The 22157-nt window shown below is 50.9% G+C and carries 10 protein-coding genes, 15 tRNA genes, 2 rRNA genes and 2 pseudogenes; 26 read left to right on the plus strand and 3 right to left on the minus strand.

The features are described from left to right. Nucleotides 1-732: 732 nt before the first annotated feature. The 22 genes from CD000_RS00730 to CD000_RS00850 all read left to right on the plus strand — a co-directional run bounded on the left by CD000_RS00730 (nucleotide 733) and on the right by CD000_RS00850 (nucleotide 14876). Nucleotides 733-2291 (plus strand): 16S ribosomal RNA (locus tag CD000_RS00730). A gap of 341 nt (nucleotides 2292-2632) precedes the next feature. Continuing rightward, nucleotides 2633-5562, plus strand: a 23S ribosomal RNA gene (locus CD000_RS00735). Together the 16S and 23S rRNA genes with 15 tRNA genes alongside form the textbook arrangement of a ribosomal RNA operon. 489 nt (nucleotides 5563-6051) lie before the next feature. Then, a tRNA-Asn gene (locus CD000_RS00745) sits at nucleotides 6052-6126 on the plus strand. 4 nt (nucleotides 6127-6130) lie between these two features. Then, a tRNA-Ser gene (locus tag CD000_RS00750) sits at nucleotides 6131-6221 on the plus strand. A 14-nt stretch (nucleotides 6222-6235) separates the two neighbouring features. After that, nucleotides 6236-6307: transfer RNA gene (locus tag CD000_RS00755), tRNA-Glu, on the plus strand. Nucleotides 6308-6316: 9 nt separating this feature from the next. After that, a tRNA-Val gene (locus tag CD000_RS00760) sits at nucleotides 6317-6392 on the plus strand. A gap of 146 nt (nucleotides 6393-6538) precedes the next feature. Continuing rightward, nucleotides 6539-6615, plus strand: a tRNA-Met gene (locus tag CD000_RS00765). Nucleotides 6616-6620: 5 nt separating this feature from the next. Beyond that, a tRNA-Asp gene (locus tag CD000_RS00770) sits at nucleotides 6621-6696 on the plus strand. Nucleotides 6697-6868: 172 nt separating this feature from the next. Continuing rightward, nucleotides 6869-6944 (plus strand) — tRNA-Phe (locus tag CD000_RS00775). A gap of 170 nt (nucleotides 6945-7114) precedes the next feature. Beyond that, nucleotides 7115-7190, plus strand: a tRNA-Thr gene (locus CD000_RS00780). A 6-nt stretch (nucleotides 7191-7196) separates the two neighbouring features. Then, a tRNA-Tyr gene (locus tag CD000_RS00785) sits at nucleotides 7197-7281 on the plus strand. Nucleotides 7282-7290: 9 nt separating this feature from the next. Next, a tRNA-Trp gene (locus CD000_RS00790) sits at nucleotides 7291-7364 on the plus strand. A 17-nt stretch (nucleotides 7365-7381) separates the two neighbouring features. After that, nucleotides 7382-7454 (plus strand) — tRNA-His (locus tag CD000_RS00795). Between the two features lie 15 nt (nucleotides 7455-7469). Then, nucleotides 7470-7544 (plus strand) — tRNA-Gln (locus CD000_RS00800). A 5-nt stretch (nucleotides 7545-7549) separates the two neighbouring features. Beyond that, nucleotides 7550-7621, plus strand: a tRNA-Gly gene (locus CD000_RS00805). Nucleotides 7622-7630: 9 nt separating this feature from the next. Beyond that, a tRNA-Cys gene (locus CD000_RS00810) sits at nucleotides 7631-7704 on the plus strand. A 62-nt stretch (nucleotides 7705-7766) separates the two neighbouring features. Then, a tRNA-Leu gene (locus tag CD000_RS00815) sits at nucleotides 7767-7851 on the plus strand. Between the two features lie 497 nt (nucleotides 7852-8348). Continuing rightward, on the plus strand, nucleotides 8349-9716 hold the full coding sequence (locus CD000_RS00825) for an ISLre2-like element ISGsp3 family transposase (RefSeq protein ID WP_096224671.1): 1368 nt from the start codon (nucleotides 8349-8351) through the stop codon (nucleotides 9714-9716). A gap of 274 nt (nucleotides 9717-9990) precedes the next feature. Beyond that, nucleotides 9991-11046 carry an ABC transporter ATP-binding protein gene (locus tag CD000_RS00830; protein WP_096224672.1) on the plus strand — a complete coding sequence of 352 codons (1056 nt, stop codon included), beginning with the start codon at nucleotides 9991-9993 and terminating at the stop codon, nucleotides 11044-11046. A gap of 137 nt (nucleotides 11047-11183) precedes the next feature. Further along, the gene (locus tag CD000_RS00835; RefSeq protein WP_096224673.1) at nucleotides 11184-12257 is read left to right on the plus strand and encodes an extracellular solute-binding protein; all 1074 of its coding nucleotides are present in this window, start codon (nucleotides 11184-11186) and stop codon (nucleotides 12255-12257) included. 25 nt (nucleotides 12258-12282) lie between these two features. Next, entirely contained in the window at nucleotides 12283-13959 is a 1677-nt protein-coding gene (locus CD000_RS00840; RefSeq protein WP_369806540.1) for an ABC transporter permease, read from the plus strand. Between the two features lie 506 nt (nucleotides 13960-14465). After that, nucleotides 14466-14876, plus strand: coding sequence for a YobA family protein (locus CD000_RS00850; protein WP_233130378.1), 411 nt, complete (start codon nucleotides 14466-14468; stop codon nucleotides 14874-14876). Between the two features lie 306 nt (nucleotides 14877-15182). On the opposite strand, the gene CD000_RS00860 is transcribed toward CD000_RS00850, so the two are convergent. Beyond that, nucleotides 15183-15797: a hypothetical protein gene (locus CD000_RS00860; RefSeq protein WP_096224675.1), complete on the minus strand. Its 615-nt coding sequence runs from the start codon at nucleotides 15795-15797 to the stop codon at nucleotides 15183-15185. 871 nt (nucleotides 15798-16668) lie between these two features. Here CD000_RS00860 and CD000_RS00865 point away from each other — a divergent pair. The 4 genes and pseudogenes from CD000_RS00865 (at nucleotide 16669) to CD000_RS00880 (ending at nucleotide 19970) form a co-directional block, all read left to right on the plus strand. Beyond that, complete coding sequence (locus CD000_RS00865; RefSeq protein WP_014195917.1) at nucleotides 16669-17421, plus strand: alpha/beta hydrolase; 753 nt, start codon at nucleotides 16669-16671, stop codon at nucleotides 17419-17421. A 139-nt stretch (nucleotides 17422-17560) separates the two neighbouring features. Next, nucleotides 17561-17758, plus strand: a pseudogene (locus CD000_RS00870) (IS110 family transposase); the annotation flags it as partial. A gap of 210 nt (nucleotides 17759-17968) precedes the next feature. Beyond that, a pseudogene (locus CD000_RS00875) lies at nucleotides 17969-19021 on the plus strand (IS110 family RNA-guided transposase); the annotation flags it as partial. A 394-nt stretch (nucleotides 19022-19415) separates the two neighbouring features. After that, on the plus strand, nucleotides 19416-19970 hold the full coding sequence (locus CD000_RS00880; RefSeq protein ID WP_096224676.1) for a GNAT family N-acetyltransferase: 555 nt from the start codon (nucleotides 19416-19418) through the stop codon (nucleotides 19968-19970). Nucleotides 19971-20465: 495 nt separating this feature from the next. Here the strand turns inward: CD000_RS00880 and CD000_RS00890 are convergent, their stop codons facing one another. Both CD000_RS00890 and CD000_RS00895 read right to left on the minus strand, forming a co-directional pair. After that, nucleotides 20466-20927: a hypothetical protein gene (locus CD000_RS00890; RefSeq protein WP_160270107.1), complete on the minus strand. Its 462-nt coding sequence runs from the start codon at nucleotides 20925-20927 to the stop codon at nucleotides 20466-20468. A gap of 171 nt (nucleotides 20928-21098) precedes the next feature. Further along, the coding region (locus CD000_RS00895) for an IS701-like element ISBsm1 family transposase (protein WP_233130379.1) at nucleotides 21099-22157 on the minus strand (1059 nt) is incomplete at its 5' end.

Genomic DNA, 22157 nt, shown 5'->3' on the forward strand with positions numbered 1-22157 from the left:
GCCTCCTTGATGAAAGGATCGCAACAACGATATAGATGCAAAACGGAAAAGTTCTCCACGTCCTTGACGAAAAAAGTCGCTTGCCTATTTCGACCGCCCGAGGCAAACAGCCGTCTTCTTCGCCGCACCTTGGCGTGGCGGAAGACGGAACGACTACCTGCTTCACAGACCCAGGCGTGGGGCTGGAAGCGGCGTTGTTCGGTCGCCTGACAGTCCATCCAGTCGCTCTGCAAAAGCCGTCGATGTGAAGGCGTCCAATCGCATCTATATAGCGATGCCATAGAAGAAATGTATGCACTCGCGCCGGTGTTCATTCCCCTTTTTTAGGAAAAGAACGCTTTCCTGTGGGATGGAGAAGAGGGAACGGGGATGGATCAGCGCGTCCTAAAATTTTTTTAAAAAAGGTATTGCTTTTTTCGAGTTAAGGTGGTATATTAAAAAGCGTCGCTGATCAAAGAGGTTGTTTGACAGCGATGCGAAGCAAAAAAGCAGTTGACATCCAAAAAGATGTTATGCTAACATAAAAGAGCTGTTTGAGAGAGACAAAACAGTCGAAAGCTTGTTCCTTGAAAACTGAACGAAACGAAGCGCAACGAAAAGCTGAGGCCCGCGGGTCGCCGCGATGGGCAAATGTTCTTCGCCTGCAGGGATTTACAATCCCGAAGGCGAAGGTTATTTGACCCCGAGCGGCGGCGGGCCGAAGCTGGACAATCTGAAAAGCCAATCAACTTTCTTTTGGAGAGTTTGATCCTGGCTCAGGACGAACGCTGGCGGCGTGCCTAATACATGCAAGTCGAGCGGACCGAACGAGGGCTTGCTCTTGTTTGGTCAGCGGCGGACGGGTGAGTAACACGTGGGCAACCTGCCCGCAAGACCGGGATAACTCCGGGAAACCGGAGCTAATACCGGATAACACCGAAGACCGCATGGTCTTCGGTTGAAAGGCGGCCTTTGGGCTGTCACTTGCGGATGGGCCCGCGGCGCATTAGCTAGTTGGTGAGGTAACGGCTCACCAAGGCGACGATGCGTAGCCGGCCTGAGAGGGTGACCGGCCACACTGGGACTGAGACACGGCCCAGACTCCTACGGGAGGCAGCAGTAGGGAATCTTCCGCAATGGGCGAAAGCCTGACGGAGCGACGCCGCGTGAGCGAAGAAGGCCTTCGGGTCGTAAAGCTCTGTTGTGAGGGACGAAGGAGCGCCGTTCGAAGAGGGCGGCGCGGTGACGGTACCTCACGAGGAAGCCCCGGCTAACTACGTGCCAGCAGCCGCGGTAATACGTAGGGGGCGAGCGTTGTCCGGAATTATTGGGCGTAAAGCGCGCGCAGGCGGTTCCTTAAGTCTGATGTGAAAGCCCACGGCTCAACCGTGGAGGGTCATTGGAAACTAGGGGACTTGAGTGCAGGAGAGGAGAGCGGAATTCCACGTGTAGCGGTGAAATGCGTAGAGATGTGGAGGAACACCAGTGGCGAAGGCGGCTCTCTGGCCTGCAACTGACGCTGAGGCGCGAAAGCGTGGGGAGCAAACAGGATTAGATACCCTGGTAGTCCACGCCGTAAACGATGAGTGCTAAGTGTTAGAGGGGTCACACCCTTTAGTGCTGCAGCTAACGCGATAAGCACTCCGCCTGGGGAGTACGGCCGCAAGGCTGAAACTCAAAGGAATTGACGGGGGCCCGCACAAGCGGTGGAGCATGTGGTTTAATTCGAAGCAACGCGAAGAACCTTACCAGGTCTTGACATCCCCTGACAACCCAAGAGATTGGGCGTTCCCCCTTCGGGGGGACAGGGTGACAGGTGGTGCATGGTTGTCGTCAGCTCGTGTCGTGAGATGTTGGGTTAAGTCCCGCAACGAGCGCAACCCTCGCCTCTAGTTGCCAGCACGAAGGTGGGCACTCTAGAGGGACTGCCGGCGACAAGTCGGAGGAAGGTGGGGATGACGTCAAATCATCATGCCCCTTATGACCTGGGCTACACACGTGCTACAATGGGCGGTACAAAGGGCTGCGAACCCGCGAGGGGGAGCGAATCCCAAAAAGCCGCTCTCAGTTCGGATTGCAGGCTGCAACTCGCCTGCATGAAGCCGGAATCGCTAGTAATCGCGGATCAGCATGCCGCGGTGAATACGTTCCCGGGCCTTGTACACACCGCCCGTCACACCACGAGAGCTTGCAACACCCGAAGTCGGTGAGGTAACCCTTACGGGAGCCAGCCGCCGAAGGTGGGGCAAGTGATTGGGGTGAAGTCGTAACAAGGTAGCCGTACCGGAAGGTGCGGCTGGATCACCTCCTTTCTAAGGACGAAGAAAAGCGGAAGCGCCGTAATTTCGCCTAAAGGCAGCCCGCGTCCTGCGGGCAACGGCGAAATATCGCCATCGTGGCGATCGCGATGGGCAAATGTTCTTCGCCTGCAAGGGTGCTTGCACCCGGAAGGCGAAGGTTATTTGACCCCGAGCGGCGGCGAGCCGGAGCTAGACAATTCGAAAAGCGGAGGCCGCAATGGCCAACCTACCAATCCATCGCGCTTCTGTTTCGTTCAGTTTTGAGGGAACGAGTCATGTTCTCTCAAGAATCAATTTTGTTCCTTGAAAACTAGATAACCGATAAAGCAAAGGAAGAAGCCGAGAGCGCGATAGGTTAAGCTAGAAAGGGCGCACGGTGGATGCCTTGGCACTAGGAGCCGATGAAGGACGGGGCAAACGCCGAAACGCTTCGGGGAGCTGTAAGCAAGCGTTGATCCGGAGATGTCCGAATGGGGGAACCCACTGTCCGTAATGGGGCAGTATCCATGCCTGAATCCATAGGGCATGGAGGGCACACCCGGGGAACTGAAACATCTTAGTACCCGGAGGAGAAGAAAGCAACCGCGATTCCCTAAGTAGCGGCGAGCGAAACGGGAACAGCCCAAACCAAGAGGCATGTCCTCTTGGGGTTGTAGGACCGCTCACGATGGGAGTGAGAAAGGGACGGGGTAGACGAACCGGTCTGGAACGGCCGGCCAGAGAAGGTGAGAGCCCTGTAGTCGAAACTTCGTTCCCTCCCGAGCGGATCCTGAGTACGGCGGGACACGAGGAATCCCGTCGGAAGCAGGGAGGACCATCTCCCAAGGCTAAATACTCCCTAGTGACCGATAGTGCACCAGTACCGTGAGGGAAAGGTGAAAAGCACCCCGGGAGGGGAGTGAAAGAGAACCTGAAACCGTGTGCCTACAAGTAGTCAGAGCGCGTTCATGCGTGATGGCGTGCCTTTTGTAGAATGAACCGGCGAGTGACGATGGCGTGCGAGGTTAAGCCGAAGAGGCGGAGCCGCAGCGAAAGCGAGTCTGAACAGGGCGTGTGAGTACGTCGTCGTCGACCCGAAACCAGGTGATCTACCCATGTCCAGGGTGAAGGCCGGGTAACACCGGCTGGAGGCCCGAACCCACGCACGTTGAAAAGTGCGGGGATGAGGTGTGGGTAGGGGTGAAATGCCAATCGAACTTGGAGATAGCTGGTTCTCCCCGAAATAGCTTTAGGGCTAGCCTCGGGTTTGAGAGTGTTGGAGGTAGAGCACTGATTGGGCTAGGGGCCCCAAACGGGTTACCGAACCCAGTCAAACTCCGAATGCCAACGACTTATGCCCGGGAGTCAGACTGCGAGTGATAAGATCCGTGGTCGAGAGGGGAACAGCCCAGACCGCCAGCTAAGGCCCCGAAGTGCACGTTCAGTGGAAAAGGATGTGGAGTTGCCGAGACAACCAGGATGTTGGCTTAGAAGCAGCCACCATTTAAAGAGTGCGTAATAGCTCACTGGTCGAGTGACTCTGCGCCGAAAATGTACCGGGGCTAAACGTGCCGCCGAAGCTGCGGGATGACCGTTGGTCATCGGTAGGGGAGCGTTCTAAGGGCAGAGAAGCCAGACCGGAAGGACTGGTGGAGCGCTTAGAAGTGAGAATGCCGGTATGAGTAGCGAAAACAGAGGTGAGAATCCTCTGCGCCGAAAGCCTAAGGGTTCCTGAGGAAGGTTCGTCCGCTCAGGGTTAGTCGGGACCTAAGCCGAGGCCGAAAGGCGTAGGTGATGGACAACAGGTTGAGATTCCTGTACCACCTTCTTCCCGTTTGAGCGATGGGGGGACGCAGGAGGATAGGGCGAGCAGGCGGCTGGAAGAGCCTGTCCAAGCCGTGAGGCTGATCCGCAGGCAAATCCGCGGATCATAAGGCCAAGCGGTGACGGCGACGGATTGATCCGGAAGTCCCCGATTTCACACTGCCAAGAAAAGCCTCTAGCGAGGGAAGAGGTGCCCGTACCGCAAACCGACACAGGTAGGCGAGGAGAGAATCCTAAGGCGCGCGGGAGAACTCTCGTTAAGGAACTCGGCAAAATGACCCCGTAACTTCGGGAGAAGGGGTGCTCTTTGGGGTGAAGAGCCCTGAAGAGCCGCAGTGAAAAGGCCCAAGCGACTGTTTATCAAAAACACAGGTCTCTGCGAAGCCGAAAGGCGACGTATAGGGGCTGACACCTGCCCGGTGCTGGAAGGTTAAGGGGAGCGCTTAGCGGAAGCGAAGGTGCGAACCGAAGCCCCAGTAAACGGCGGCCGTAACTATAACGGTCCTAAGGTAGCGAAATTCCTTGTCGGGTAAGTTCCGACCCGCACGAAAGGTGTAACGACTTGGGCGCTGTCTCAACGAGAGACCCGGTGAAATTATACTACCTGTGAAGATGCAGGTTACCCGCGACAGGACGGAAAGACCCCGTGGAGCTTTACTGCAGCCTGATATGGAATTTTGGTATCGCTTGTACAGGATAGGTGGGAGCCTGGGAAGCCGGAGCGCCAGCTTCGGTGGAGGCGTCGGTGGGATACCACCCTGGCGGTATTGAAATTCTAACCCGCACCCCTTAGCGGGGTGGGAGACAGTGTCAGGTGGGCAGTTTGACTGGGGCGGTCGCCTCCCAAAAGGTAACGGAGGCGCCCAAAGGTTCCCTCAGAATGGTTGGAAATCATTCGGAGAGTGCAAAGGCACAAGGGAGCTTGACTGCGAGACGGACAGGTCGAGCAGGGACGAAAGTCGGGCTTAGTGATCCGGTGGTTCCGCATGGAAGGGCCATCGCTCAACGGATAAAAGCTACCCCGGGGATAACAGGCTGATCTCCCCCAAGAGTCCACATCGACGGGGAGGTTTGGCACCTCGATGTCGGCTCATCGCATCCTGGGGCTGTAGTCGGTCCCAAGGGTTGGGCTGTTCGCCCATTAAAGCGGTACGCGAGCTGGGTTCAGAACGTCGTGAGACAGTTCGGTCCCTATCCGTCGCGGGCGGAGGAAATTTGAGAGGAGCTGTCCTTAGTACGAGAGGACCGGGATGGACGCACCGCTGGTGTACCAGTTGTCCCGCCAGGGGCACCGCTGGGTAGCTATGTGCGGACGGGATAAGCGCTGAAAGCATCTAAGCGTGAAGCCCCCCTCAAGATGAGATTTCCCACCGCGCAAAGCGGGTAAGATCCCTCGAAGATGACGAGGTCGATAGGTCCGAGGTGGAAGCGTGGCGACACGTGGAGCTGACGGATACTAATCGATCGAGGGCTTAACCTAGAAAAGTGAAAGCGCCGCGATTAGCTCTCGAAGCCAAATGTTCTTCACCCGCAGGGGTGCTTGCACCCCGAGGGGGAAGGTTATTTGGCAGAAGAGAGCTAGGCGCTGGAACTGGACAAAGAAAAGCGCAGGCGAGCGGGTCGCCGCGACGGGCAAATGTTCTTCGCCTGCAGGGATTTCCGATCCCGAAGGCGAAGGTTATTTGACCCCGAGCGGCGGCGAGCCGGAGCTGGACAATGCGAAAAGCGCAGGCGAGCGGCTTCTTCCAACGGTTATCTAGTTTTGAAGGAATGAAAAAACTCTTGACAGCTCAGCGCGAATCATTATAATAGTAAATGTCTAAAGAGATGTCATTTCGCAGTAGCTCAGTGACGAGCATTTGCATCATCGGATGAACTGCGAGTTGCCTCGACGCATCCAGCTTCTTTGAATCGGCTGGCAGAGGAAGAGGCAGGACATCTTGTTGGGAGAATTGACCGTCGTTATGATTCCGCAGTAGCTCAGTGGTAGAGCAATCGGCTGTTAACCGATTGGTCGCAGGTTCGAATCCTGCCTGCGGAGCCATCGTGGAGAGCTGTCCGAGTGGTCGAAGGAGCACGATTGGAAATCGTGTAGGCGTGAATAGCGCCTCAAGGGTTCGAATCCCTTGCTCTCCGCCATGATCCATCAGCATGGCCCGTTGGTCAAGTGGTTAAGACACCGCCCTTTCACGGCGGTAACACGGGTTCGAATCCCGTACGGGTCACTTCTTTGTGGAGGATTAGCTCAGCTGGGAGAGCACTTGCCTTACAAGCAAGGGGTCGGCGGTTCGATCCCGTCATCCTCCACCATCTTAATATAAAAGCTGACTTGCTTTCTCATCATCGCGAGTTGTCCCGACGCACCGAGCATCTTTGAATCAGCTGGCAGAGGAAGAGGCAATAAATATTTAAACCGATACTCAGTGTATGATCGAAATAAGTTCATTTTCTATCGTCGCGGGGTGGAGCAGTCCGGTAGCTCGTCGGGCTCATAACCCGAAGGTCGCAGGTTCAAATCCTGCCCCCGCAACCAAAATTGGTCCCGTAGTGTAGTGGTTAACATGCCTGCCTGTCACGCAGGAGATCGCGGGTTCGAGTCCCGTCGGGACCGCCATTGTTCCAAAATCACGAAAAATATGGTATGGCTCGGTAGCTCATTCGGTAGAGACGAGCATCCGCTTCATCGAATTCGCTTCGAGTTGCCTCGACGCATCGAGCGTCTTTGAATCAGCTGGTAGAGGAAGAGGCACAGAGCAATTCAACGAGCGAGTTAAAAAATAATATATGGCTCGGTAGCTCAGTCGGTAGAGCAAAGGACTGAAAATCCTTGTGTCGGCGGTTCGATTCCGTCCCGAGCCACCATGAAACAACTAGAATAGGTTTGCATGCCGACTTAGCTGAATTGGTAGAGACGAGCATCTACTTCATCGAATTCGCTTCGAGTTGCCTCGACGCATTCCGCTTCTTCGAATCAGTTGGTAGAGGAAGAGGCACAGAGCTCAACAATGAGCCACCTTCTTCATTCATCTTATGCCGACTTAGCTCAATTGGTAGAGCAACTGAATCGTAATCAGTAGGTTGCGGGTTCAAGTCCTGCAGTCGGCACCATTCCTTGGAGGGGTAGCGAAGTGGCTAAACGCGGCGGACTGTAAATCCGCTCCCTTTGGGTTCGGCGGTTCGAATCCGTCCCCCTCCACCATTTTAACAAAGGGGCATAGTTTAATGGTAGAACAGAGGTCTCCAAAACCTCCGGTGTGGGTTCGATTCCTACTGCCCCTGCCATTCCTATCATGATCATGGCGACTATGGCGAAGTGGTTAACGCACCAGATTGTGGCTCTGGCATGCGTGGGTTCGATTCCCACTAGTCGCCCTTCACTTACAACGTTGGGGTATAGCCAAGCGGTAAGGCAACGGACTTTGACTCCGTGATGCGTTGGTTCGAATCCAGCTACCCCAGCCACGGATGCGGAAGTAGTTCAGCGGTAGAACACCACCTTGCCAAGGTGGGGGTCGCGGGTTCGAGTCCCGTCTTCCGCTCTTGATCAAGGCGGCATAGCCAAGTGGTAAGGCAGAGGTCTGCAAAACCTTTATCCCCGGTTCGAATCCGGGTGCCGCCTCCATATCTAATGAATAAAAAAGTGTTGACAGTTGAAAGATAATTTGGTAAAATGTTGATTATCGCGCCGATGTGGCGGAATTGGCAGACGCGCACGACTCAAAATCGTGTGGGGTAGCCCCCCGTGTGGGTTCGACTCCCACCATCGGCACTGAAAAACTGATGTATCAAGGATTCCTGCAAGATGTGGGAATCCTTTTTTATTTTATCCTCATACGATTCTCCATTGAAAAATCTGATTCAGTATTCCTCATACGACTTGTCAAAGAGGTGATATTTTGGCAAGGCGTAATAATAATTTATCCCCTGATGAAATTTTTGAAATGCACACAAATTCTATACAATCTGATGCTATTGATTTTCAAATAGCGTTAGAAAAATTCCTTGAAGATTGCGAAATACGGAATTGTCGTCCTCAAACTATTCAATATTACAGAAATGAATTATCTGTATTCTAGTGTGAGTAAAATATTTGTGGGTGACATTCCGAAATGATCCCCGACGAGGGTTGCGAACTTTTGTTCGCGACGCTCGTCGGGGCCACCAAGCGAAGCGCGGTAGAAAAAAGCAAATGTCATGCAAAAAGGACTCTCTCCCTGCTATGATGGTGATTGTCAACATCAACCGAAAACAGGAGGGAGAGAGTCCATGAAACATCTTACCACAGAATGGCCCCTATTAAAAGAGTTGGAGGAGCAATTAGTCAGAACTCTTCAAAAGGTGTTCGCTGTCTTGTTGGCGGCCCTTTTGGAGGAGATTGATCAACAACTGGCGGAAGCGCGGGGCAAGCGCCGGTATCAGCTGAAAGACAAACGGCCGACCACGATCCAAACGCTGTTTGGAGAAGTGACGTTTCGACGGAACGACTACTATGATCGGCAGGCGGGGGCGTATACCTTCTTGCTGGATGCCGAACTGGGCTTTGATGGAGCGCAGTCGATCAGCCCTTGCCTCGAGGAAACGGCGGTCGAGTTGGCCGTAGAGTGCTCTTCCTACCGCAAAGCGGCCCGTACGTTGGAGTCGATCGTGGGGTATGCGGTCCTAAGCCACGAGGCGATTCGCCAACTGGTGCTGGAGGCCCCTGTCTCGCTGCACCACCCTGTTTCCCAACGGCACGGCCGAGTGCTGTTTGTGGAGGCGGATGGACTGTTCATTTCCCGCCAGGGGAAAGGGAAACGGGCGAAAGAAGAGAAAATCCTGGCGGTTCACGAGGGATGGAAACGAAACGGTTCGCAGCTCGAGCTCGTGAACCGGCGCCACTACCTCCATGAAGGGGAGGGAGACGTGTGGGAACGGTTTGAAGAGTGGCTGATGAACGAATATGCCTATGACCCGTGCCGGGACCTTTTGATCATCAACGGCGACGCGGCGTCGTGGATCACAGCCTGCCGGGAGTATTTTGGAAAGCGAGCCTGCTTTCAGCTGGATCGATTTCATGTGGCGCGGGAGCTGCGTCAGTGTCTGTCCGGCCATCCGCGTTGGCGGGAGGTGCGGAAGAAGCTGGCGAAACAAGACGAAGAGGGACTTCTGGTGGAGCTGAACAGCGCGGTCGGCACGTTGGAGGACGAAGCGAAAGAGAAGCAGATGGCTGCCATGATCCGTCGGATCGAGTCGATGCCGGGATGCATCCGGGACTATCGGGAGTGGCTGTCGGAGCAAGGGGTGGAGACGACCGGCATGCGTCCGATGGGCCACGCCGAGAGCGTGATGAGCCGGTTTGCGCATCGGGTGAAATCCCGCCGCAGCTGGAAAGACCAAGGGCTTCGGGCGTTTCTGAGGGCGATGGCAGCCCGAATCGACGGGATTTGGCGGAGAAATGGGCAGTTGGTGGAGGAAGAAGAGACCCGAACGGCAGCCTCGGCCTCAACAAAGTCCAAGCGGATCGAACAGGCCAAACGGAAGGCAGGACGGTTGTGGGCAGATGTGGTGCGTCAGAATCTACCGTGTCTGCAGCGGTCATCCGGGACGCCGATCCATCAAGCGTTGTCGGCGCTCCGGGATGGTGGTTGGGTGTAAAAAAATGGAATACAATATCATCACCTCAAGATGAGGGATGAGAGTCCGAAAGCGCTTACGATATTAATTCCTGAAAATGGTTCGCTAACTAGTGATTGACAACGCTCGTAGTGAACCGAAAAAATGTTCTCCACAAAGTCTTGACTGACTCCTAAGCAGGACAAATAATTGACCAAAAAGAAAAATGTGTGCTACAATTTTGTTTAATAAAAATGAAAAACGTTCTCAATAAAATGTTTTCCACTTGGGAATCGGCACATGTTGGAGGGGTACGATGAGCTTCATACAGCTACAACAAGTCACAAAAATATATCACCGTTCATTAAAGCCAGCTGTCGATAATATGAATCTTGAAATTGAAAAAGGAGAAATTGTTACGCTACTCGGACCGAGCGGCTGTGGCAAAACGACAACTTTGCGCATGATTGCTGGGTTTGAACAACCGACAGCCGGAATGATCCGCATCGGCGACCAAATCGTTTACGATCACCACTTTTCGTTGCCACCAGAAAGGCGCGGCGTCGGCATGGTGTTTCAAGATTATGCTCTTTTCCCTCACTTAACGATTGAAAAAAATATTATGTTCGGACTGAATAAATGGCCGGCAAAAGAGCGGAAAGAACGGGCGCAGGAAGTATTGGAACTTGTTGGCTTAGGCAATTTCGCCAATCGTTATCCTCATGAACTTTCAGGCGGTCAACAACAGCGAGTAGCTCTCGCCAGAGCTTTAGCTCCGTTTCCGAACGTCGTGCTTATGGATGAGCCTTTTAGCAGCCTCGACGCCGGTTTGCGCGAGAAAATGCGCCATGAAATAACAGCCATTTTGCGCCAAACGAATACGACAGCGATTCTCGTCACTCACGATCAAAAAGATGCTTTTGCTGTGTCTGATCGAATTGTTGTTATGAATGAGGGAATTATTCAACAAGTCGCCACTCCAAAAGAAATATACCGTTGTCCGAAAAACTGCTTTGTCGCCCAATTTGTCGGGAAAACAAATTTGTTAGATGGAACAATTTGCCCCGACTTAAAACACGTCAATACGCATATTGGTCGAGTTTGTCTACCAAGACAGCTGGAAAGACGTATGGAGAATGTGAAAGTGTCTATTCGTCCTGAAGGCTGTAGACTTTCGAAAGACGGAAAATATTGTGGCATCGTCGAGCGCATCACGTACAGTGGCGAGTATCAAGAATTATTTGTTCGCCTTTCAACTCAAACAAATGATGAAGATCCACTCATTATTTACGCACCGATCGATCAAGACGTTGAAATTGGGTCGGTTGTATCGTTCGACATTACCCCTGAACTCGTCGCACTAGTCGATTAACAGTCTCCTTCGCCTCTTACCAAAATGGCTGGAGGCTTTTTTTTAAAAATCTATTGACAATGATTCTCACTTTCTGTATACTTCATATTGTGTTGATAATGATTATCATATTAGTCAAGTTAAAGGGGGCATACATAATGAAAAAGCCATTTAAACTGATGCTATCTGTCATCGCTTCACTCTTGCTCGTGTTCTTAGCCGCATGCGGCAGTTCAAATGAGCGAACTTCACAACCGGAACAAGATACAGAAAATGAACAAAAACTTACTGGAAAACTCGTTGTCTACTCATCTCGTAAGGAAAACTTTGTTGATCCGTTGCTTAATAAGTTTGAAGAAGAAACAGGTGTAGAAGTATTAGCTTTACATGAAGTAGAGCCATTGCAGTTAATCGAAGAAGCTGGAAATGTCCAAGCAGATATTTTTATTTCAAACGACGTTGGTGCTCTCGAATATTTACGCATGAAAGGCATATTGGAAGGATTTGATGCAAAAGGAGCTGAAACGATTGACGCACAGTTCCGCGCCGAAGACAATGCGTGGATTGCTTTATCTGTTCGAGCACGCGGATTTATTTACAATAAAGATTTAATTTCTGAAGAAGAAATGCCGAAAACAATGGAAGAGCTAATGGATCCGAAATGGGCTGGACAGTTTGCGATCACTCGTGGTGGAAACGGCGGCATGATCGCAAACGTATCTGCTCTTCGTTATGAGTGGGGCGATGAAAAGACGTTTCAATGGGTTACAGCAATTAAGAAAAATGCAGGGGCCATTATGCAAGATCACGGAGCTATCCGTCGTGCCGTTGGAGCTGGAGAATTTAAATTCGGTCTTGTAAACAACTACTACTACCATCAACAATTAGAAGAGCCAACAGACAATAACGTTGGATTTATCTATCCAGATCAAGGCGAAGGTGAAATGGGTGTCATTTTAAACGCTGCTGGTGTTGGGCTTGTTAAGGGCGGCCCGAACTCCGCAAACGCAAAAGCGTTCATTGAGTGGCTCTTAAAAGAAGAAAATCAATTAGCATTTGTTGGTGAGTCTCTTGAGGTGCCAATTAATCCAAAATTGGATCCACCATATAAACATGCTACTAAAATTAGCGACTTAAAAGTTCAAAGCATGCCATTGAAAGAACTTGGTCAATACTTTGAAGATACAAAAACATTAATTGAGAAGGCGGGTCTTGATCTCGAACTGAAATAACGGTAGAGCGTGAGAGGAAGACATGATGAACAATAAAAATAATCACGTACCACAGCAACAAGATGTCCAGGTTAGGGAACGTATGTCCCTAACCTTCCGCCGTTTATCGCAAAAAAAATGGATGGATATTTGGCACGGAAATCCCCCGGGGATTATTCTTTTCGTATTCGGTCTCATCGTCGCCTTAATTATGTCGATTCCGATCGTCTATGTCATTTGGCGATCGCTATTTGCAGGGGCAGATCGATGGGCTCGTCTACTCGATGAACGAATTCCGCAATTATTATGGAACACGTTATCATTAACGGTCGCTGTCACAGCCTGTGCGCTTGCGATTGGTGTTTCGCTCGCATGGATTGTCGTTCGGACAGACTTACCCGGAAGAAAAGTATGGCAATGGCTATTGGCGTTACCTTTAGTCATTCCTCCTTATGTGGGAGCAGTCACATACATTATCGTTTTTGGACCGACGGGATGGGCGCGTGACGTGTGGCGAGATACGCCTTGGCTCGTTCGGACATTTGGGGAGTACCCTTTAAATATATATTCGTTTTGGGGCGTCTTTTTCGTGTTAACGATGTTTACGTACCCATACGTCTTTTTAATTGCTAGCGCATCGCTTCGCAAAATGAATCGAAACTTTGAAGAAGTCGCTCGCTCACAAGGGTTAAGTACATGGCAAATTTTTTGGAAAGTCAACTTACCTTTCCTTCGCCCTGCTATCGGCGCGGGTGCTATTTTGATTTCTTTGTACGTGTTATCAGATTTTGGTGCGATCGCCATGTTACGCTATGTTACTTTTACAGCCGCTATTTATTTTCAGAGAGCTAGCTTTGACACTGCTTCGGCATCTATTTTAAGCTTAGTACTTATCGTGTTAACCGTTCTTATTTTGTGGGTGGAATCGTGGACGAGAAGGAAAAATAAGTATTATCAAACGTCTAACTCTTTTAAAGAGCCAAACATATTGTCATTAGGCAAATGGAAGCCAGTAGCTATTTTTTTCGTTTTTGTCATCTTCTCTTTAGCAATCGTCTTACCTATTGCAGTTTTAACTTATTGGTCGATCATTGGTATTCGGATGGGCGCTTTAAACGAACGCTTTTTCATTTTTGCTCTCAATAGTTTAAAGGTATCTGGATTTGCTTCCCTTCTTTGTATGGTGCTTGCATTGCCGGTCATTTATTTAAAATCGCGCTATCCTTCCGTCATATCTAGCGCCATTGATAAATTGAGCTATGCAGGTTATGCATTGCCAGGGGTCATTGTCGCTCTCGGGTTCATCTTTATTTTTAACAATCATATTCCGATGCTATATAACACGTTCTATATGTTAGCTCTTGCTTTCGTCGTTCGTTTTCTCCCTCAAGCGATGCAAGCAGGAGAAGCTTCATTGAGCCTTGTTTCGCCTAGAATGGATGAAGCAGCTCGAAGTCTCGGCTATCCGCCATGGAAAGTCATGTTTACAGTTATTCTTCCTAACATATTGCCGGGAATCCTTGCTGGTGGTGCCCTCGTTTTCGTCAGTTCAATCAAAGAACTACCAGCAACCCTTATGCTTCGCCCACCAGGTTTTGATACGTTAGCAGTAAGAATTTGGGTAGACGCATCTGAAGCACTTTATCATCTCGCTGCCCCTGCAGCATTGCTCATTATTTTCATCTCTATCATTCCTCTCCGCTACATGTTGAGGAAATACTAATATAGTGTAGTAAAAAAGTCAGCGCTTCACACGCTGACTTTTTCGCTCTTGTTTAGTGCAAAATGAAAGTACAGAGTTCTGCAACAAAAAAGTGCAGAGCTTCATGGCATAAAAAAAGGCTTGCCAGCTCCTAAAATTCCCTCTACTGTTAAGGTTGTGAAGAACAAAACAGTGGAGGTAAAGAAAGGATGCTAGCAATGCCTGAAATTCATCATATCAAACATTTGCGTGAAAAGAAAGGGTTATCGCTTTCCGAAATTGTCCGCAGGACGGGATTTAACTGGAGAACAGTCAAGAAATATGCGGATGGAGACATTTCGGTCAGACAAAAAAACATCCATGAGTAAATTTTACTCCCCACCCAGGCATGAAAATCCATCTCTCCTTCCATAATGGAGGAGGAGATTGGGCTGAAAAGATGGCTTGCTTTCATTGCTGCCGTGTGGAGTGTTTGGTTGGCAGGTTGTAGCGGGCAAACTGACCGCTATGCCATTGAAGGGTATGTCGTGAGAAAAGAAGGGGGGAGCATTTTGGTTGTCAGTTCTGATCCGCAAGATTTTCGTTCCACAGGCGGGCTTAAAGAGTTTTATAATGCCATCTTGGTTTCTAGTGCACCAGCGCGAGTGAACATTGGTCAAAAAGTTCAAGTTTGGATAGATGGGGGGATTGCTGAATCGTATCCAGGCCAAGGGAAGGCGGGCAAAGTATTGGTTGTGCCAAGCTCTCCTCGTGATGGCGCCAGCTTATCGGAGGAGGAGGCGATTCGCCAAGCGTTGAAACAAGAAGAGAGTCGGCTCGAGCATATGATTCCTGTGATTCGGGCTGTTCATTATGACAAACAAGCGGACACTTGGATGATTCAAATAAAAGACGCCCATGAACGAACGGAATTCGACGTTCGGATCAAAGATGAATAAAAGCGTTTTGCCGCATGCGAAGCAAAAGCTGTCCCCCTCTTCCCAGCACGGGGGAGAGGGGGACAGCTTGTCGATGACGCACCCAAACAATTCGTTGGATTCCGAAAACAAGTCATTACGAAGACAACGCCGAGACAAGCGGACGGTCCGGCAAGTAGAGCTGGGCGTTGTCGCTTTGGCCGGCCGTGATCCAGTCGCTTTGGGGGAATTTCTTTCGGACAGCCCCCGCGGTTCGTGTCTGGAAGGAATGTTTTTTCCATGTTGCGCTGCACAGCTCGCCCCTTGTCCATTTGTTCCCTTGTCGAGTTATTGCGCTTGCCGCAGACTGGCGATGGATGCCTCATGTTCAATCGAGCGTTTGGAGAGGATGGCCAAAATGTGCTCGTGGCGTTCTTGGTTGACCTCGATCCTTTTGACAATTTGATCGATTTCCATGACCGCTTGTCGAATAGGAACGAGATCGTCTTTGGTCGCCATCTTTGCTTGAATTTCGTTTACATTGGATTGAAGTTCGTTCGCTTTGAATTGGAGTTCATTCACTTTGGACCGGAGTTCAGCCAGTTCCTCTTTGGTCGCCATCTTCGCTTGAATTTCGTTTACGTTGGACTGGAGTCCGTTCACAGTGGAGCGAAGTTCAGCGAGTTCGTCTTTCGTGGCCATTTTCGCTTCGATGTCGTCCACTTTGGATCGGAGCTCGGCGAGTTCGTCTTTGGTGGCCATGTTGGTTTCAATGTTGTTTACTCTTGATTCGATGCTGTCTACTCTCGCCTCGATGCTGTTCACTCTCTCTTCGATGCTGCCCGCTCTCGCTTCGATCTTGTTCAGTTGATTTTTCATCTCGTTGACCTCGGATGTCAAGACGCCGACGCTCGAATGGAGTTGATCGAGCCGATCTAAAATTTGGGTAAGCAATGCTTCCATATGGATCATCCTTTCCAAGTGTGGATTGACGGTGATTCAAAACAGCTATTCATGGCTTTTGTTGCTTTCCTAACGCTGTCTGGACCTTGTTGGTGAAGGGTTTGCCAAAGGAGTTGATCATCCGTGGGCATGTGTGCAGCAGATTTGGGGACATCCAGCTTCCATTTTAGCATAAATCGTATGGGGGGAGACAAGGGATTTTTTGAAGAATTATGATGAAAAGGGGCGAAAAGTTCTAGAGGGCTGGTGATTTAGCGCAAAATATGGCTGATTCCTGCTATCTTTCAATTCGAAAAACGCGGCCGAATCGGCTTTCTTTTCTGATGAAATGCCATCGATTTGCAGGCCGTTCTCGTTTTTCACCATCCTTCTAGAGGGTGGGTGATTTGGTAAAAAAGACTATCGATTCGCATTCTTTCTCAATTAGAGAAACCCTTGCAAAACCGATTTTCTTTTTCTGTAAAAATGCGCCGCTTTGATCAGCGATTTTCATGCCAGGGTAGGGAGCAACGCTTGCTCATGAATGTTTTTTATGAGTAATGCGATTTGCAAGCCAAATGGAGATGTCTACCCGTTATCACCGGTTTATAAGTCTATAAACTTCACCTTTGTACAACTTTGAAACGGATTATTTTGCTTCATGTATTGGACTATGTGCTGGAATATGGGTCTTCTTAATATTCATGGGGACAAAAACTTAATTATTTTTTACCCGTGGTGCTAGATAAACTCAAACAAGCATAAAAATAGCCCTTGCATGAGGATCCCCTTAAAATGAAAGTGCAACCAACCATTAAAAAGGAGGAAAAAAGAGGTGCGGCGGCGAATATAGTGAGAGGAACGGATTTGACTAGATAAGGGGGAGAGGAAGATGAGCGAACAATATCCGGTGCTCTCGGGCGCCGAGCCATTTTACGCCGAAAACGGGCCGGTCGGGGTGCTGCTCGTGCACGGATTCACCGGCACGCCCCACAGCATGCGCCCGCTTGCTGAAGCGTATGCGAAAGCCGGCTATACCGTTTGCCTGCCGCGCTTAAAAGGGCACGGAACGCATTACGAAGACATGGAACGGACGACGTTCCACGATTGGGTCGCCTCGGTCGAAGAAGGATATGGATGGCTGAAACAACGATGCCAAACCATTTTTGTCACCGGGCTGTCGATGGGCGGGACGCTCACGCTTTATTTGGCGGAACATCACCCAGACATCTGCGGCATCGTGCCGATTAACGCCGCTGTCGACATCCCGGCCATCGCCGCCGGGATGACGGGCGGGGGCGAGCTGCCGAGGTATCTGGATTCGATCGGTTCGGACTTGAAAAATCCGGATGTGAAAGAGCTGGCATACGAGAAAACGCCGACCGCTTCGCTTCTTCAGCTGGCTAGGCTGATGGCACAGACAAAAGCGAAACTCGATCGCATCGTCTGTCCGGCGTTGATTTTTGTCTCCGACGAAGATCACGTCGTGCCGCCGGGAAACGCCGACATCATCTTTCAAGGCATTTCATCGACGGAGAAAGAGATCGTCCGCCTCCGAAACAGCTACCATGTGGCGACGCTCGATTACGACCAACCGATGATTATTGAACGGTCTCTCGAATTTTTCGCCAAGCACGCCGGATAAAACGAATCGGTATATGGCTGATCCTGTTCAAAGGAGCATTCCCGTTAGAAGCTTTTCCGGGGACTTGATCAAAAAAAGCCCTCTTGGTATGATGCAGGGGTGTCAACCACATCACTCACCATACGAAGGAGGACTTCAGATGAATTGTACACAAAACTATAAAATTGATCAAGTCACCGAACAAACGCTTGTGGTGGGCATCGATATCGCGAAACGAACCCACTACGCCTGCTTCGTGGATGACCGGGGGCGCGTGCTTCGCAAATCGTTCCCGATCTTCCAGTCGAAAGAGGGGTTTCAACAGCTGTATAAAGCGATTCAGGGGGCGATGCAAGCGTTCGTGTTTTCTGCAAAGAAAAAATACAGAGTTTCGCAACGAAAAGTGCAGAGAATTACAACTTGACATGGAGCCTCTGGGGGCGTGATGAAAAAGCCAGGAAGCCAGCAATATCAAGGGCTGGCTATGCCTAAAAAGGCTATCACGCCCCCCTCTCCATGTAAAGTTGGCCTAAGCCAAATTCTCTGCAGATCTCTGCATTTTTATTTTGCAATAAACACGTTCGGAAAGCCGCAGGTGATCGTCGCCGTGGAACCGACCGGGCACTACTGGTTGAACCTGGCCTACTTCCTCGAGGAGCACGGAATCCCGTTGGTCATGGTCAACCCGGCGCATGTGTGCCGGTCGAAAGAACTTGATGACAACCTGCCGATGAAACACGACGCCAAAGACGCCCTGGTCATTGCCAGACTGGCAAAAGACGGACGATTCCTCGTTCCCCGGCTGCTGCACGAGATTGAAGCCGATTTGCGCGTGGGGAGCACGCTCAAAGAGAAGCTCCGCAAGGAACAGACGGCGGTGAAAAACGCGATCGTCCGCTGGACCGACCGATATTTTCCTGAGTTTTGGGCGGTGTTTCGCGACTTGGGGAAAACGGCGCTTTCGGTGTTGGAGTGGACGCCGCTTCCGGCTGATATGGCCGGCCGGACGGTGGAGGAGCTTCTTGAGGTGTACCGGCAAAGCGAAGGGTTGAAATGTCCGCAGAAGGCCAAAATTCAGGCGTTGATCAACGCTGCGAAGGACTCGATTGGGGTGACGGAAGAGACGACGATGGCCCGGTTTGAGATCGCCGCGTTGGATGCCGAGTTGAAGGCATTGGTTCAAACGACGATGGAGTACCAATGGTTGAAAACGGTCGACGGGTTGGGAGACGCCACGATCATCGATCTGCTGGCGGAGATCGGCAGCTTCGCCCATTATCGGGACCCGCGCCAATTGGTGAAGTTGGCGGGCCTGACGCTCAAGGAGAACTCCTCCGGCCAGCGCAAAGGGCAAAAGCACATCTCCAAACGGGGACGGAAACGGTTGCGCTCGGTGCTGTTTCGGGCGATGATTCCGCTGATTCGGCATAACAAGGCGTTTCGCGAGCTGCATGAGTATTATACGACCCGATCCGTCAATCCGCTGACCGGAAAGCAGTCCATCGTCGCCTTGTGCCGGAAGCTGTTGAATGTGCTGTTTGCGATTTGTACGAAGAAACAAGCGTTTGACGCGGAGCGAATGAAACAGGACGTCTTGTCCCAGGTGCAACGGGCGGCCTAAGGCCTCCCCCCTGCGAACGGAAGAATCGTTGGACAACCAGATGACACCGGAGAAGCTGGCGTGATTTCATCCATTCGACCTTGAGTCCCTAAAGGAGCTTGGCCGGCCTCCGCCTGATGACGAGACCGAACGAGGGAATGTTGGCGCGAAGACGCCCGGAGACATGGGAGGGTTCGTCCTCATCAGCGACGCGGAGATCCAAAGGGTGCATCGAATATGCTTCCTCCACGGAATGAAAATATACCCATCCGTGACCGCGAAGCGCACCCTAGGTCTGTAAGATATCCACAAAACTGAAAAAGGATGTAAGGGATTTTGTCGAAAAATATTTTTTGGACACCCCTGAGAGGCCGAAAAGCCTTGATACATCAACATTTCTAGAGGGAGGATGGCTATGGGGAACATTCAACCAAGGCGGTTGATGACGGCAAGCGGCCGGCCGATTGTCGTACGGACGGCATCACCTGAGGATGCCGAGCGTGTCGTTGCGTTTGTGAAGGCGGTGGCGGCGGAAGCGCCGTATTTGCTGACGACGGAGGCAGAAGTGGTGACGACAAGCGAGCGGCAAAGGCAATGGCTGCAACAAATTATGGATGATCCGGGAAAGTTGGCGATTGTCGCCGAGCATGACGGGGAAATAATCGGGCTTTTAGATTTTCATAATGGCCATAAGCAGCGAACCAGACACCAAGGGTCCTTCGGCATGAGCGTGAAAAGCGATTTCCGGGGCCAAGGAGTCGGCAAGGCGCTACTTGCGGCGCTTCTTGATTGGGCAACGGAACATCCGTTCATTGAGAAAGTGTGCCTCGAGGTTGTGGCTGACAATACGAATGCGCTTTGCTTGTATCAAACGTTTGGGTTTGTCGAAGAAGGGGTGAAGAAAAACGCCGTCAAAATCGATGACAAGACGTATTGGGATTTGATCATGATGGCCCGCTTTGTCAAATAGGGGGACGGGTGGCATCAAAAGTGTCATGAAAACTCCACACAGACCATCCCATTGAGCATCGGAGGGATGCTCAAGGCTGGATTCGCCTTTGGCCAACACCCGCCAACGGTGGGAAAGAGTCATCAAGGGCGACGGGACCAAAAAGAAGGCAATCGAAAAGCCGCCCTTGCCTTTATCGAATGTTACCTTTGGCGGTGTTCAGTTGGTCAAGGGTTCGCTTCGCCGAATCCGTCAGGTTTTCTCTTCGACGGGCTCGGGAGGACAAAAAGGTCAGGCTGTCTCTTGTTGGAGAAACGCTTGTGCCATGGTGATCAGCTTCGTTCACTGGGCCGACATATGCGATAGCTCGGCGAGCTCCGGGATGACGGACCGGCACCCGGCCTTCGAGCGCGCTATGCGGGCGCAGAAAGTGGAAATAGCCACCTTGGAGGTTTGGAGATCCTCCTTTGAAACATGGGTGTTCCTTCTTTGTTATGGAGCAAGGCTTTCCAATGTTTAGAGGAACTTCTGTGCTACTTTTATTAGTTTATCCCTATGTTTTTCAATATCGGCCACCGTTTCGATATATACTGTTGTCCTCCCTTCATCATTGAACTGAATGTACTTGTTACTTGTATTGAGTCCGAGACGGCAAATCCATCTTCGGATGTTATTGTCCAGTAAAACATTGAAGTAGCTCAAGTTATCGCGATAATAGATACGTTCGGGATCGAGAATCTCCCTTAGGAGCAGCCGCACTAATACATACCCCTCAAGCTCCTCCTCTGTAGTGACGATCTGCGGCGCATTGTGTTCCTCTTTTGGATCTTCGGGAACATCTGGCGCTTTCTCTTCTTTCGCTTGGGCGGTCTCTTCTTCGTCACTGTTGGCTAAGGCAGCCTTAAGTTTATCGTTGACTTGGTCGTTTAGAAACTGTTTCAGTGCCTTTTTCACAAGTCCTTGAAACTTTTCGATCACGTTTTTAGTTTTCTTTCCGGGATAAATATCGCTGATGATGAATGCAACAAACTCATCGGACGGGTTTTCCCACTGATTATTCAGGAACTGTTTAATTTCATTTAGGTATCTGTAGATGAGCAATTTTCATAACAATAATTACCATGTAAAAAGAAACAAACAGGGTACCCCTTATGCCACATGGAGCTGTTTTTTCACGGTATCAATGGGAATATTTTGTTTCGCTGCACAGTAAATGAACTCCACGAGGCTATGTCCTTTTCTCTTGCGCAAGAGATCGAGCCCATCAGAAAAATCGCTGTTCGACTCGAATAGGCTGTACACGTAAGCAAGCTGCACCAAGATCCAGTAGCGTTTCACCGCCCGAACCTGACGAACACGGTACCCATCGAGCTTCAGCTGGTCTTTCGCTTGTCGAAAAAAGCATTCGATCGACCAACGCTGGGCATAGTAGCGCAAGATGTCTTCATCGCTTAGCTCCCGGTCGGTGCTCAAGACGCAGTGAAGATGTTCCGATGTCATCAGCTGATCGGCTTTCCAAGCGAGCAGCACCACCGCATGGTCGAGACCGTTGAGCGCTCCTTCGTAACGATAGACGCGATAATGCTCTTCTCCCACCGTGACGAGGTGAGTGTCATTCGGTTCGATGGAGCGGGCCAACTGCTTCGCTTGGACGGCAACGCCGTTCGGATAGAGAATCCGGTTTGTCTTGAGCATCGCGATGACGTGGAATCCTTTTTTCAGACAAGCTTCCACGAGCGCTTTCGATGGATACCACGAATCCATCAGCACATAAACGGGACGGCGTACATCCAACGAAGAAAGCATCTCGATCGCGAGTTCCCCTTTGCTTTTTCCCGCCGTCTTGTCGTAGAGGCGGAAGGAAAAGGGAAACGCCTGGGTTGCAGTATGAACCATGAACCAAACAAGAGAATGGCCCCAAATCGATTTTTTCTCTGAGTGAGAGTAGTGCCAATCACATCCCTGAATCGCGTGTGTTGCCCGTGACGAAGGCTTGGTTTTTTGGCAAATCGTATCATCGATCGAAACAAACAAGGGTTGATTCTCCTGTTTGGCGATGCGTTCGACACGACGAAGGATCCACTGCTGGAGTTTGCGAAGCAGTGTCTCTTCCTCCCACGGACTTTTCGTGAAAAAATGGCTGAGTGTCGTGCGGTGGTTCGGATGAAAGCTCCCATGATGAAGATCGGTCAATGTTCCCGAAAAGCC

The sequence above is a fragment of the Geobacillus sp. FJAT-46040 genome (genome assembly GCF_002335725.1).
Classification (GTDB): Bacteria; Bacillota; Bacilli; order Bacillales; family Anoxybacillaceae; genus Geobacillus; species Geobacillus thermoleovorans.